Annotated in this window: 13 protein-coding genes; 7 read left to right on the top strand and 6 right to left on the bottom strand. The window is 32.3% G+C overall.

All coding sequences use genetic code 11. From position 1 onward, the window contains the following. Positions 1–223 precede the first annotated feature (223 nt). Complete coding sequence (gene uvrA, locus AC2DZ0_RS04970) at positions 224–3,037, top strand: excinuclease ABC subunit UvrA (RefSeq protein ID WP_484644063.1); 2,814 nt, start codon at positions 224–226, stop codon at positions 3,035–3,037. A gap of 61 nt (positions 3,038–3,098) precedes the next feature. Here the strand turns inward: uvrA and guaB are convergent, their stop codons facing one another. Beyond that, positions 3,099–4,565: an IMP dehydrogenase gene (guaB, locus tag AC2DZ0_RS04975; RefSeq protein ID WP_484644065.1), complete on the bottom strand. Its 1,467-nt coding sequence runs from the start codon at positions 4,563–4,565 to the stop codon at positions 3,099–3,101. Positions 4,566–4,704: 139 nt separating this feature from the next. Next, a complete protein-coding gene (locus tag AC2DZ0_RS04980) occupies positions 4,705–4,938 on the bottom strand; it encodes a VF530 family protein (RefSeq protein WP_484491916.1) in 234 nt (77 codons plus the stop codon). A 64-nt stretch (positions 4,939–5,002) separates the two neighbouring features. Here AC2DZ0_RS04980 and argE point away from each other — a divergent pair, with 64 nt between their 5' ends. The 6 genes from argE to AC2DZ0_RS05010 all read left to right on the top strand — a co-directional run bounded on the left by argE (position 5,003) and on the right by AC2DZ0_RS05010 (position 8,800). Further along, on the top strand, positions 5,003–6,172 hold the full coding sequence (gene argE, locus AC2DZ0_RS04985) for an acetylornithine deacetylase (protein WP_484644067.1): 1,170 nt from the start codon (positions 5,003–5,005) through the stop codon (positions 6,170–6,172). A gap of 25 nt (positions 6,173–6,197) precedes the next feature. Next, positions 6,198–6,485: a hypothetical protein gene (locus AC2DZ0_RS04990; protein ID WP_484644068.1), complete on the top strand. Its 288-nt coding sequence runs from the start codon at positions 6,198–6,200 to the stop codon at positions 6,483–6,485. After that, positions 6,478–6,828, top strand: coding sequence for a hypothetical protein (locus tag AC2DZ0_RS04995; RefSeq protein WP_484491919.1), 351 nt, complete (start codon positions 6,478–6,480; stop codon positions 6,826–6,828). Before AC2DZ0_RS04990 ends, AC2DZ0_RS04995 begins: the two co-directional genes overlap by 8 nt. 64 nt (positions 6,829–6,892) lie before the next feature. Then, positions 6,893–7,834: a sterol desaturase family protein gene (locus tag AC2DZ0_RS05000; RefSeq protein WP_484644070.1), complete on the top strand. Its 942-nt coding sequence runs from the start codon at positions 6,893–6,895 to the stop codon at positions 7,832–7,834. Between the two features lie 93 nt (positions 7,835–7,927). Continuing rightward, entirely contained in the window at positions 7,928–8,446 is a 519-nt protein-coding gene (locus AC2DZ0_RS05005) for a flavodoxin (RefSeq protein WP_484644072.1), read from the top strand. A gap of 9 nt (positions 8,447–8,455) precedes the next feature. After that, complete coding sequence (locus tag AC2DZ0_RS05010) at positions 8,456–8,800, top strand: hypothetical protein (protein ID WP_484644074.1); 345 nt, start codon at positions 8,456–8,458, stop codon at positions 8,798–8,800. A gap of 121 nt (positions 8,801–8,921) precedes the next feature. Here the strand turns inward: AC2DZ0_RS05010 and AC2DZ0_RS05015 are convergent, their stop codons facing one another. From AC2DZ0_RS05015 to AC2DZ0_RS05030, 4 genes are all read right to left on the bottom strand, one after another. Beyond that, positions 8,922–9,371 carry a heme-binding domain-containing protein gene (locus AC2DZ0_RS05015; RefSeq protein ID WP_484644076.1) on the bottom strand — a complete coding sequence of 150 codons (450 nt, stop codon included), beginning with the start codon at positions 9,369–9,371 and terminating at the stop codon, positions 8,922–8,924. Between the two features lie 12 nt (positions 9,372–9,383). Continuing rightward, positions 9,384–11,882, bottom strand: a complete 2,499-nt coding sequence (locus AC2DZ0_RS05020) for a TonB-dependent receptor family protein (RefSeq protein ID WP_484644078.1) — start codon at positions 11,880–11,882, stop codon at positions 9,384–9,386. Positions 11,883–11,948: 66 nt separating this feature from the next. Beyond that, positions 11,949–13,067 carry an imelysin family protein gene (locus AC2DZ0_RS05025; RefSeq protein WP_484644079.1) on the bottom strand — a complete coding sequence of 373 codons (1,119 nt, stop codon included), beginning with the start codon at positions 13,065–13,067 and terminating at the stop codon, positions 11,949–11,951. Positions 13,068–13,168: 101 nt separating this feature from the next. Beyond that, positions 13,169–14,437, bottom strand: coding sequence for a DUF4856 domain-containing protein (locus AC2DZ0_RS05030; RefSeq protein WP_484644081.1), 1,269 nt, complete (start codon positions 14,435–14,437; stop codon positions 13,169–13,171). Positions 14,438–14,508: the final 71 nt, after the last annotated feature.

Below are 14,508 nucleotides of genomic sequence, written 5' to 3' on the forward strand. Positions count from 1 at the left end.
TAGTTTTATACTATATGCAGTTAGATTTGTGGTTATTAGGTATACAAATATGTAGTATTAATTCAAAAATAACAAGTCAATTCTGTTAAATTTTCTAAATTTTAACAATTGTTAAGAATAAAATAACTAATCAAATCTTCTTTTTCTCTTCTAAAATGCATCCAGTCTAGTCATGAAAATAAAAAAGGAATCCTTAATTTTACACTCCATATTTCTATTTCAAATGACAAAAAATATTTCTTCCTTAGATCCTAAAAAAAACATATTGATTAAAGGAGCTCAGCTACATAATTTAAAAAATATTGATGTAGCCATTCCTAGAAACAAATTGGTTGTTATTACCGGCTTATCTGGATCAGGAAAATCTAGCTTGGCTTTTGATACCTTATACGCTGAAGGTCAAAGAAGATATGTAGAAAGTTTATCATCTTATGCTAGACAATTTTTAGGAAAGTTACACAAGCCAAAAGTTGAATACATAAAAGGAATAGCTCCTGCCATTGCGATTGAACAAAAGGTAAACAGTACCAATCCCAGATCCACAGTAGGAACAACAACAGAAATTTTTGACTACTTAAAATTACTTTTCGCTAGAATAGGGAAAACCTACTCCCCTGTTTCAAACCAAGAAGTTAAAAAACACACGGTAACAGATGTTATCGAATCCATAAAATCATTAGAAGAAAAAACCAAGTTATTATTACTTTCCCCTATCATTTTTGATAAAGAAAAAGACCCAGATATTGTTATCAAACTTCTTGCTCAGCAAGGGTATGCTAGAATAAAAGTGGAAGATGAAGTTGCCAGATTAGATGAAACTTTTTTAGAAAAATTCGATGTAAAAAAATTAATCAAAGTAGCTAACTCTAATAAACTTCAATTGGTCATTGATAGAATTGTTGTTAAACATGAAGAAGATTTCTACAATCGATTAGCCGACTCCATTCAAACCGCATTTTTTGAAGGAAAAGGTGTTTGCTCAATAGAAAACCTATCTGATAAAAAGAGTATCAATTTTAGTAATAAATTTGAATTAGACGGGTTGACATTTTTAGAACCCAATACGCATTTTTTTAGCTTTAATAACCCCTACGGTGCTTGTCCTAAATGCGAAGGTTACGGAAGTACAATTGGCGTAGACGAAGAATTGGTGATCCCTAACACTACACTTTCTATATACGAAGATGCTATTGCTCCATGGAAAACAGAGTCTTTTATCAAGCATAAAGATCAATTGATTGATCACGCATACAAGTTTGATATCCCTATCCACAAACCATGGTTTGAATTAACAGAAGAACAAAAGGATTTAATTTGGAATGGAACCAATTCCTTTATTGGATTGAATGAATTTTTTGAATACCTAGAAAGCAAAAGCTACAAAATTCAATTTAGAGTACTTTTATCTCGATACAGAGGAAGAAGCAAATGTAAATCATGCAATGGAAGACGCTTGCGAAAGGAAACAAATTATGTAAAAATATCTGGAAAAAGTATTTCTGATTTAGTTGACTTACCTATTGATGAACTGGCAGATTTTTTCAAGAAACTAGAACTTTCTAAACATGACAAAGAAATAGGTAAAAGATTACTTATTGAGATCAATAACAGACTTTCGTTTTTGAACAACGTTGGATTAAACTACCTCACATTAAATCGAACGTCCAACACACTTTCCGGTGGAGAGAGTCAGAGAATTAATTTAGCAACTTCACTTGGGAGTAGTCTTGTTGGTTCTATGTATATTTTAGATGAGCCTAGTATTGGACTTCATCCTAAGGACACAGAAAGACTTATTAACGTATTAAAATCCTTAAAAAACCTTGGCAATACCGTGATTGTTGTGGAACATGATGAAGACATCATGAAAGAGGCGGATTATATTATAGATATTGGCCCGGAAGCAGGAACGCATGGAGGAAATATTGTTGCTGAAGGAAATTTTGATCAAATACTAAAGTCAGAATCATTAACGGCCAAATATCTGAATGAAGAATTAAAAATAGAAATTCCATCCAAAAGAAGAACTTCTAATAAAAAAATTCAGATTGTAGGAGCAAGAGAAAACAACTTAAAAAACATATCAGTTGATATCCCTTTGAATACCTTAACTGTAATCACAGGTGTTTCCGGTAGTGGTAAAAGTACCTTAGTTAAGAAAATTCTTTACCCAGCACTACAAAAAAGGTTGATTGGACATGGAGAAAAAATGGGAGAACACACTTCTGTTGATGGCGATTTTGATAGATTAAAAAGTGTAGAATTTATTGATCAAAACCCTATCGGTAGATCGTCAAGATCAAATCCTGTTACCTACATAAAAGCTTATGATGATATAAGAAGTTTGTTTGCAAATGAGAGTTTATCAAAAGCCCGAAATTACAAACCAAAACATTTCTCTTTCAATGTGGAAGGTGGACGCTGTGAAAAATGTAAAGGGGAAGGTGAAGTTACTATTGAAATGCAATTTATGGCTGATGTACTTCTAGAATGTGATGAATGTAAAGGAAAACGCTTTAAGAAAGAAGTCTTAGAAATAAAATTCAAGGATAAAAACATAGATGACATCCTTAATATGACTATTGAAGATTCCATTTCATTTTTTGAAGACTATCACCAGAAAAAAATTGTTCAGAAACTTCAACCTCTATTAGATGTAGGATTGGGTTATGTACAATTGGGACAATCTTCATCAACACTCTCTGGTGGAGAAGCACAAAGAATAAAATTAGCATCCTTTTTAGTCAAAGGAGTTACCAAAGACAAAACACTATTTATTTTTGATGAGCCTACAACAGGCTTGCATTTTCATGACATTAAAAAGCTGTTAGCATCGCTTGAAGCATTGATTTCTAAAGGACATTCCATTGTTTTAATTGAACACAATATAGAACTCATCAAATGCGCGGACTACATTATCGATTTAGGACCAACAGGCGGAAAAAACGGAGGTAATTTATTGTTTTCTGGGACACCTGAAGAAATGATAAAAGATAAAAAATCGTACACAGGAGAATTCTTAAGAGATAAACTTTAAGAAATTATTGCACAAAAAAAAGCCTTTCAAAAAATTGAAAGGCTTTTTTATTTTATAATTATTATCTAGAATAATTTGGAGCTTCTTTTGTAATCGTTACATCATGTGGATGACTTTCTGCAATCCCTGATGCCGTAATTTTCACAAATGACGAATTATTTTTCTGATCTTCTATAGTAGCTGAACCACAATATCCCATCCCTGCTCTTAAACCACCAATAAATTGATGCATTGTTGCAAACAACTCTCCTTTGTAAGGCACACGTCCTTCAATCCCTTCTGGAACTAGTTTTAAGCTATCATCTTCTTTTCCTTGAAAGTAACGATCTTTAGAACCATTTTTCATTGCCTCTACTGAGCCCATTCCACGGTAAGATTTAAATCTTCTCCCGTTAAAGATGATCACTTCACCTGGGGCTTCTTTTGTTCCGGCTAACAATGAACCTAACATAATTGAATCTGCTCCAGCAGCGATTGCCTTAGGAATATCCCCCGTATAACGAATTCCTCCATCTGCAATAACTGGTACGCCAGTTCCTTTAAGTGCATCTGCAACATTCATTACCGCTGATAACTGAGGGTACCCAACACCCGCAACAACTCTTGTTGTACAAATTGATCCTGGTCCAATTCCAACTTTAACAGCATCAGCTCCAGCAGCAACTAAATCTAAAGCTGCTTGTTCAGTAACTATATTACCGGCAACAACATCTAAATTTGGAAACTTAGCTTTTACTTCTTTAAGCTTGTTTAATATATTAATAGAGTGTCCGTGAGCAGAATCTAAAACTACTGCATCTACACCTTCAGCTACTAAGGCCGTAACTCTATCTACACAGTCAGGAGTAACACCGATTGCAGCAGCAACTCTCAACCTTCCGTATTCATCTTTATTAGCACTTGGATTTTCTCTTACCTTAATTATATCTCTAAAAGTAATCAACCCTACCAATTTGTTCTCTTTACTAACAACAGGCAATTTTTCAACTTTATTGTCTTGTAGAATAACCTCAGCCTCTTTCAACGAAGTTCCTTCCTTTACAGTAATTAAATTCTGAGAAGTCATTACCTCTGAAATCAACCTTTGATCATTTTTTTCAAAACGTAAATCACGATTCGTAACAATACCAACCAACTCATTTGCATCATTAATAACAGGTATTCCTCCAATTTTATGTTCAAACATTAAATTGTTTGCATCTAATACAGTTTCTCCAGCTTTGATGGTAACCGGTTCTAAAATCATACCAGCTTCAGAACGTTTTACTTTTTTCACTTCCAATGCCTGTTCTGTAATAGACATATTTTTATGCAAAACACCAATTCCTCCCTCTCTTGCCATAGCAATTGCCATAGAAGACTCCGTCACTGTATCCATCGCAGCTGAGATTATTGGAGTATTTAAAGTTATATTTCTTGTGAATTTTGAAGCTATATTAACCGTGTTTGGTAACACTTCAGAATATGCCGGTACCAAAAGTACATCGTCATATGTTAATCCTTCATTGATAATTCTAGATGTAGCCATGTGCAATAAATTTATCATTTAATTGCGTGCAAATATACGTTTTTTATTCTAGTAATACATCATCATAATGCCTAATAAATTCCTTAATGATTTCTTAAAACTAAGTTCATAGGAAACAACATCTTACCTAATTAAAATTTTAATTACCCTCTTTATTTTTGTTGTGCATTTCAATATACAAAGCTTCCACTTTACTTTTTGCCCAATTCGTACGACGCAAAAAAGTAAGACTTGATCCAATAGATGGATTATTTCTAAAACAGCCTATCTTAATTTTATGACCTAAATGGTCCCATCCATAGTACTCCACTAACTCTTTTAAAATTACGTCTAATCGTTTTCCGTGAATTGGATTATTCGGTTGCTTTTCCATAAAAAATTGTACAAAATAAATATCGTGTAAAGATACTTCAATACATTTGTAAAAATTAATTTCCATGCCACAAAAAAACAGTACGGTTTCAGAAATACTTAAAGAATTAGTTTCTTTTCCTGTGTTAGGAGGAGAAAACAATCTGCCTATCATTCATTGGATTCAAAATTACATCTCAGATTTCAATATTCATTCAGAATTGGTCTATAATGAAAATCACACTAAGGCTTCTTTGCATTGCAGAATTGGCCCTGCTGTTGATGGAGGAATTATCCTTTCAGGACATACGGATGTAGTGCCTGTTGAAGGCCAAGATTGGAATACGCCACCTTTTGAACTGACTGATATTAATGATGGTAAATTATATGGTAGAGGAACCTGTGACATGAAAGGGTTTCTTGCCTGTTGTTTGAGTTCATTACCTACACTTACCTCTACAGAATTACAAACTCCAATATATTTTGCTTTTTCATATGATGAAGAAATAGGTTGTTTGGCAGCACCTGCATTGATTGATCACCTACTAAAATATTATAGCGAAACTCCAAAATTTGCTATTATCGGTGAACCTTCAATGATGCAACCTATCATAGGACATAAAGGAATCTGCCTTTATGATACGCATGTAAATGGTTCTGCTGGCCACAGCAGTGGTATTTTAAAGGAAGTGAGCGCTATTCATGAATCAGCTAGACTTATTTTATGGTTGGAAGAAAAGATGAAATCTCTGGTGGCAGCAGGAAGTATTGATAACAGATTTACTCCTCCTCATAGTTCTATCCATGTAGGAAAAATGAATAGCGGTATTGCAGCAAATGTAATCGCAGACAAAGCGCATTTCTCATGGGATGCTAGAGTGATTCCAAAAGACGCTTTAAAAGACATCCTTGATGACTTTAAAATGTTTTGTTTGGAAAGAGAAACGGAGTTAAAAACCAGATATCCAGATTTCAAAATTTCAACAATTGAACAGCATCCTCCTGTTCCTCCACTAGACACAGAAAATACTTCTGAAATTGTAGAAATATTAAAAAAAATTAATGAAAATAAAAATCTTGGAACAGTGGCATATGCCGCAGAAGCAGGACAATTTTCAGCTGCAGGAATAGAAAGTATCATCTGTGGTCCTGGATCGATTGATCAAGCTCATCGAGCTAATGAATACATTGAAAAAACAGAATTATATAAATGTATTGCTCTGTTAGAAAAATTAATTGAATTAAACTCAAAATAGGAAATACTCATATTTCAACAAAAAAATGACAGTAACAGAATTCAGAAACGACTATATCCTTGGTTTTGGGTATGATAAAAAAAGTAAAACTAAAAAATTTAGACTTATTGTTTTATACAGAGCAACCATGAATATTGCCAACGAAGTATTGGAAAATGACAACAACACTTGCTTCAAGCAATTTTTAGCAGGAAAAGACCTGAACAAAGCCATCTTAAAATTTAAAACCGATGCTATCGAAGAAATTTTAACTCATTTTAAAGTAAAAGATTACAATTTATCTGAAAACGAAATAAACAAATATTTTGAGTAAAGACCACAAACACCACCATCATAACCATGACCATCAACATGATCATCAACATGATGACGGAAAAATTATGACGCTCAAAGAATATCATAAAACAAATTTAATGTTATTCAATATAAAAGAATTAAAAACTACCGATACGGCTGTATGTACGCTTACCTCTATCGATAGAATTACATTTTTACCAAATGGTATTGAACATCACGAATGTAAAGTTTCTCTATTAGATGAATATTACACGGAACTAGTTAAAAGAAATTTAATAGTTCATTTTTTTGATAAAATTGAAATTGAGCCTTTTGACGCATTGGATGCGAATAACGACGTGGACTTTCTATTTGAATAACTCATTATTTAAAATTACTCTAAATAAAAATTGAGTTTCAAAAGTTGTGTCGTAAATTTGCAATATGGAATACAAGGAAATAATCGAATTTTTACATGATGGTTTTCAGCTCGTAATTAATTACGTAATCTCACCAGGAAAACGCACGTATATTTTCTATTTGTTCACCTCCTTAGCCCTTGCTTTTTATGTATATCAGAAAAGTAAAAAAAAAGAAACTTTTATTCAATATGTATTAAACAAAAAAGTGTGGTTAAGTAAATCCGCCTTTGTAGATTATTACTTTATTCTCTTTAATAGTTTTTTCAAACTAGTTTTAATCGCACCTTTCTTACTTTTTGGATTAAAGCTTGCTTTTAATACAAATGACTTTTTATTGACAACCTTCGGGTACGCTTCCTTTAGTTTATCCACAACGCAAACTTTAGTTTTATACACCATAAGTTTGTCTATTCTTAATGACTTTATGACATACGTGATTCATTTGTTGTTTCATAAAATTCCTTTTCTATGGGAATTTCATAAAATTCATCATTCAGCCACAAGTATGAGTCCCTTTACACAATATCGATTGCACCCCATTGAACTTTTAGCTAATAACATAAAAGGTATTCTGGTTTTTGGAGTTACAACTGGTTTTTTTGATTATTTATCAGAACATCAAATCAGTAAATGGACCTACTTAGGCGTTAATGTATTTAGTTTTGCCTTTTATACTTGGGGGGCTAATTTAAGGCACTCGCATGTACAGTTAAAGTTCTTTAATTTCTTAGAATATATTTTTATCAGTCCTTTACAACATCAGGTACATCATAGTGATAACCCAAAACACTTTGATAAAAATTTAGGCTCTAGGTTAGCTATTTGGGATTGGATGTTTGGAACTTTAATACGCTCACAACAGATCAAACGAATCACTTTTGGTCTTGGAAAAGAAGATAATAAAAACTACAAATCTTTCTTCCAGAACTTATTAATGCCTTTTAAAAATATTTTTAAGCTTTAAATTAAATTTTATTTAAAATAATTCTAAATAAAAGATTCTTTATAGAATTTTGTTTGTAGATTTGTTATTAAGAATCATTCTTAATTATTAAATATGACACAAACTACGGATACTAGTGCTCTTATTTTTGGCACCGATACAGGAATTACCAAAGAAATATCAAATCTCATTTCTGAAAAATGGACAAAAACACCATTGGATGTAATTGAAGTAACTGATATTAAAGCTGAAGACTTTTATAAGTTCAATTTTTTAATTCTTGGACTCTCCACTTGGTATGATGGCGACTTACAAAGTGACTGGGAATCATTTTTGGACGAATTCAAAACCATTAACTTCTCTAACAAACAGGTTGCTATATTCGGTTTAGGCGACCAAATAGGATATGGTGAGTATTTTATTGATGGGGTTGGAATACTTGCTGAAATTGTGATAGAAAATGGTGGTAAACTCATTGGAAATTGGCCAACTGAAGGATATGAATTTACAGAATCGAAAGCCTTAATGAATGCAGACTATTTTTATGGTCTTGCTATTGACGAAGATACGCAATCTAACCAAACCAATGATCGTGTCAATCAATGGATTGAACAACTTGAAAAAGAACTATAATATATTAAAATGGAAAAAATTTATCAAAACGAATACGGCGCTAGTTATAAAAATTTTGACAATAAAAACAACGACAAAGGAGTGCAATTAATCATTGATCGGGTAGGTCTTTATTTAAGCATGCAAGAATTGGAACATTTAAAAAATATTGTTCAAAACAAAACCACAGGTGAAGCTTGTATGTGTTCAGAATGCCAAGGACAGGTATCTAATAAAATATGGTGTACCAACCCTTTGATTGATATTTGTCTAAAGTTTAATGACGAAAATATTGAAAAAATTGATGATTTAATTACCGGAACTCAATTCATATTAAATATGAACAAAACATTGAAAAAATATGCATTAGATTAAGCATTGACTGTTCAAGATTGAGTATTTAAATTAAGCTCATAAATTTACCTCTATCGATGACTGTCAATGAAAAAAGCCACTTGAATATACAAGTGGCTTTTTAACTATCAATAATTATTAATTATTTTCTTAAAGATTTCACCCATGAAATCAGCAATTCTTTATCTTCTTCAGATAGTTTTGCATCTCCATGCAAAATAGTATATGAACTCAACGGCATTTCATCTTCCTCAACTTCCTCATAAAATTCTTCTAATTTATGATCTGCTTTTTTATAAGAATAATCCGCCCATTTAGAAAAATTTAAATGTTCTTTTCCTTCTTCAATATGATGACCAACCCACCAAGAAACAGGTGCTATATTTGTATACCAAGGATAATTTGTTTGGTTTGAATGACAATCGTAACAAGAAGTTTTAATAATTTCAGCCACCTTTGCTGGAGGATTTGTTACACTCATAAAATCTTTAGTCGTATCAACCGGTGTTGTTATTTTATCAATCGTAAAAAACTGAATGATTACCAATAAAGCAACAATAACTTTTAAAATGTTTTTCTTGTTAAATTTCATATTTACCTTTTTTTAAAGTTTAAATTCAAATGTAAAATAATAACCACGAGGATCAGATGTAATAATACCAGGCCCTGGATATCCAGTAGCTCTACGAGTAAAATAAGAATTATTCAATAAATTAGTTACTCCAGTTTCTACACGTATTTTTTTGTAAACATACGAAAAAGAAAGGTCCAAAATATCATAAGCTGGTATCGCACCTTCAACGGTTGTTGCGTTATTAGGATCATATGGCGCATTGGTTACATCTGTAAATTGCTCAGAAAGAAAAGTATATTGAACACCGACCATAAAGTTTTTATATCCAAAATTTGTTCCTGTTTTTAAATTTACCAGAGGCACAAATTCAACTTTTTTCCCTTCCACACCATTGAATTCCGATTTTATATAAGAAGAATTTGTAAATGCAGTATTTACAAAAATATTACTCTTGAAATAAGTATAATCTTCCCAAAAAATATTTCTTAAATTAAAATCAAACAACGATTCTACTCCATAAATAAAGGCATCTCCTATATTATCACGAACCCAACCTTTTCTATCTTCAAAATTGGTTCCAATTTTCCCTTGATACAACAAACCAAAAATACTTGCATCATAGGATATTAATTTCCCAATCCTTCCACGTACTCCTATATCACTTGTATATCCTTTTTCATCATTTATATCCTCTGCAACAGAGAAAGAAGGGCTTGTTACACGAATATCACTAAAGGTAACGGAGCGATAGTTTTGAGAAACATTTCCATACAATTCAAAATAGTTATCTGGCTTATAACTCGCCCCAACACCTAGCAAAAATATATTTCTATCAAACGTTCTGTTATCAGGAACAAACTCTCCTTGATTGTTATCTAAATATTCTCCCTTTGAGATCGTTTTTATGTACTCAAAACGAAATCCTGGCGTAACTGAAAAGCTGTCTGAAATATTAAATATATTTTCTCCAAAAACTGCTGTATTAAAGTTTGGATACTTAAAATTAGATTGATTCGGATACGATGGATATCGATCTGAATAAAAACTAAAATCAGCATCCGTTCCCTTGCTACCTGGACCTTGTTGAGAGGTGTTATTTGCATTGTAAATTTTGGTACCAATTAAGAATACCGATTCTCTGTCGTTTATATCGTAATGAGACAACAAACGAGCTTCTGCTCCCCAATTTCGGAACTGTCCAACCAACAAATCCCTCTCATGAAGAAAGTTACCATCATTATCTTGTTCATCAACATCTAAAAAAGGATTCGGTTGAGAAAAATTATAATTGGCAACAAACCCAACAGCTTTTCTACTCGCATTCAATCCAAAAACATTCAAACTAAAATCAGTTTTGGCAGTAAATTTATGTTCAACCTTTAAAGCCAACAAATTCCAATTTACAGCAAACCAATTTCTGGTTCTATTACTTTGTCTCGGATCTTTCAAAAATTGTACATCAGACAAGCCACCAGATTGCTTTGCCAAATACTCTAAATAGGTAGACTCAAATGATATTTTTGTTTTCTTATTGAATTGGTATCCAAGGTGAGCAAAAAAATTATGTGAATCAAAATTAGAGTTCGCACGATAACCATCTCCTCTTTTAAAATTATAATAGGTATAGTAACTAAACTTACCTATGGTTCCACTCAAACTTGTAAAGTTGGTATACAATCCAAAAGAGCCCACCGTATTTCTAGAAACCAATTCTATTTCATTACTTTTTACAGGTTCTTTCAATTTAAAATTGATCAATCCTCCAAATTGTGTTCCATATTGTAATGAAGCAGCTCCTCTAATCACTTGAATTTCAGACAAAGCTTCTGTAGCTGGAGTATAATAACTTTCAGGGTATCCTAATACATCAGCACTAATATCATACCCATTCTGTCGGGTATTAAAATTAGCAGTTCTGTTCGGGTCTAACCCCCTACCACCAACACTCAATTGCAATCCTCCATCACCAGCATCAAAAATATTTAACCCCACAACTTGAGCCATCACTTGTCTGGCATTATTAGTTGCTAAATTACCAGCAATTTGATCCACTAAGATTACTTCTGTTTTTTTTCCTGCATAAATAGCAGTCCCTTCAACCGGTTTTAACCTTTTCAAATTAAAGATTTCCTTTTTATAAGAATCAAGCTCAACTTCAGATAAAACCTCACCTAAAGGAACTAAACTAAAAGAAATGTTTCTTGTATTCTCTGTTATTACAGATTCTATTTCCAAAACATCATACTCAAAAGAGAAAACTACAAAATATTTTTTTCCTGCTGATAATCCATTTACCCAGATCTCTCCGTGCTTATCCGTTATACCAAGTTCTTCACCTGAACTTAAAAATATTTGAGCAGAGGATACTGCATCTCCTGTCTCTACATTCCTTACTTTAAGAACAATATCATTTAATTCTGTTTGGGCAAAAACAACGTTCCCAGCAATAATAAGCCATACGTAAAAAACACCTAAAATATTTTTTATGGGCATACTTTGTTTTACTGTTAATTTAAATAATTTGTTCATTCTTTTACGCAAAAAAAGTTCAAAGTAAAACCTTTGAACTTATTGTATTTTTCTTTTTAGATACTATTAATCACCATCAGAATCATTGTAATCCGCTTTAATTCCAAGAGCAGATATCATATTTGTTTTTAATACCTCTATAATACTATGAATTTTATCTCTGGTAATTTTATATTTATCTCTATTAGATTGAATTCCCATATAAAAATCATCATCCAAAGTTTCTGCTTGTGCAATTGCAGCATTGTATCTATCATTGATTACAGTACTTAACAGTTTTCCACCAGCTTCAATTTGCAACTCATCTAGATACGATTTCAAGCTTTCTCCTTCCGTTTCAGAATTCAAATATTTACCATTGAATAAATCTTGTGATGCTTCAATAGAAGCAATCAATAATTCTTTTGAAACGTTCTGCTTATAAAGTGCCTCAACTTTTTCAGGTGCAATAACAGGAGGTTGACCAAAAAAATCAATAGGAATTCCAATTTTCGCAGCTCTCGTTACTTTTTCTAAATTGAAAATCATATCATTTGTCAATTTATCTAAAGAGGCAGTGGATGAAGAACAATCATTAGAAATAAAAATACCTCTATAACTTCCTTTCCAATCTGATTGTACTGAAACAGCCATCGATTTTAATCTTGAAACAACATCAGAAAGATACTTTTTATAATTAGCCGCATTTTGATCTGAACTATATTTTGCAACAATATCTGTATCTGTTGCCCCTACACCATTTAATAAATAATCCAATGCAGGTAAACCTTGTGCTGCAATATTTGTTGATAGTGCCAAGTTATAATTCCCTGAAGCAATATTACTTTCAACTACGGCATCTTCCAAAGGATAAGTATTTGTGTAATCTCTAAATCTCAATATCTCAGCTTGCCCAATTTCATAAATAGACACATTTTGCCAAGTATTATAAACATTCAACCATTCAGTCCTTAATGTTTCCAATTTTTGAGTATCCGGATTCGCAATAAATGCATCAGAAGCAATCTGTAAATCCGTTAATTCACTTACATATAAATCATAAGATGGAATGATGATATTATCTGCCCAATTAGTCAAAAGAGCACCTCTATTAAAAGAATCATTTGTGCAGTCTTCCACACTTGAATCTGTCTTACAAGAAGCGAAGAAACACGTTAAAACCAAAAGGTAGATACTATTTTTCATCTTATTAATTTTTTATCAATTAAGAGTTTGCAAATTTATAAAAAGCGGTTGTCTTATAATAACAGACAACCACTTTTATTTTATATATTTTTTAATCCAATTTATTCTGCGGCTTGAGCTGTAGTAAAATCAAATTTTGCAGAAATCGCATTAGAAACCTCGTCTAAAACTGTTCCATCAGTCAGATCCCAAAACCCATTTCCTACTTCTAATTTAGCAATCAACGCATCCACTTCTGAAGCACTTAAGTAAGGTGCATCCGTAGCAGGATTTCTTGTAAATTGTAAACTATATACAAAACCGTATCCTTCAGATAAATCATGAAATGCTCCCCCAAAGTCTTGGTTTGCTAATGCAGCTTTACCCGCTTGTAAATAATATACCGCTCTAACCCCAATCACTTTAGAAATTTGGTATTGTAATACAGTTACAGCATCTTTTAATGCATCGTAATCTTTTGCTACAACTGCAGCTCTACCAATTCTAAACGCCTTGAAGATTTGCTCTTGAATACCCGCAAAATCAGCATCTGATTCAACTCTAGTAATGTATTTAAATAAAAACGCATCACTTTCATAACTAACTGGACTTTCAAAATCTACAGACGGATCTCCGTAAACATATCCAAATGCTTCATCATAATGATGCTCGTATTTAGTATAATTTTTACCTTCTTCTAAAGTCTCTGCATCATTTTTTGAAATATAATCCTCATTATTAATACGAGTAGTCCCCAAATAATTGTTCAATACCTGATCAACTATTAAAGCTCCAATAGAACCTTTTGCAAAAGCTTGATTATACTCTAATCCTTTTGCACTTACATAACGAGTACTGCTACCATCTGCAATCATACCGGCGTTACCTGCACTTGCAGTATTCCCTTTATTTGGTACTACATCTGCAACTTGACTTGTAATATATGATGAAAATACAGCTTGAATAGCATCTTTTGCTAATGCATCATTTCCAAACAAATCGTCAGAAGCTGCAATCTTACTTTTTACATTTTTACTAGAATCATTCAACCCTAAACTACCAGCATCCACAAAATCTTGGGCACCAGCTTGGTGATTAAAAGCTGCTTCAATTTCGATAGCTGTCTTTCCTGAAGTAACAGAAAAATAACTCAAAATTTCTTTATTCATTGCCAAACGAGCTGTTTGACCACTGAAACTAATAGTTGTTTCATTATTTCTTTCAAATGAATAAGAACTAGGAACACTTCCTCCAAATTCAATATCATTTACATCTGTTACAACATCAGAATCACCATTTCCATTTCCTAATCCATTATCATCGTCTTTACATGATGTGAACATTAGGATCGTTGCACATAATAAACTCGATTTGATTAATTGCTTGTACATTTCTTTTTATTTAGATTTATTACAAATAGTTTTTTTTTCTTGCCGCAAAGATACACAACAATCACATTTAT

The organism is Flavicella sp. IMCC45668 (assembly GCF_057219105.1).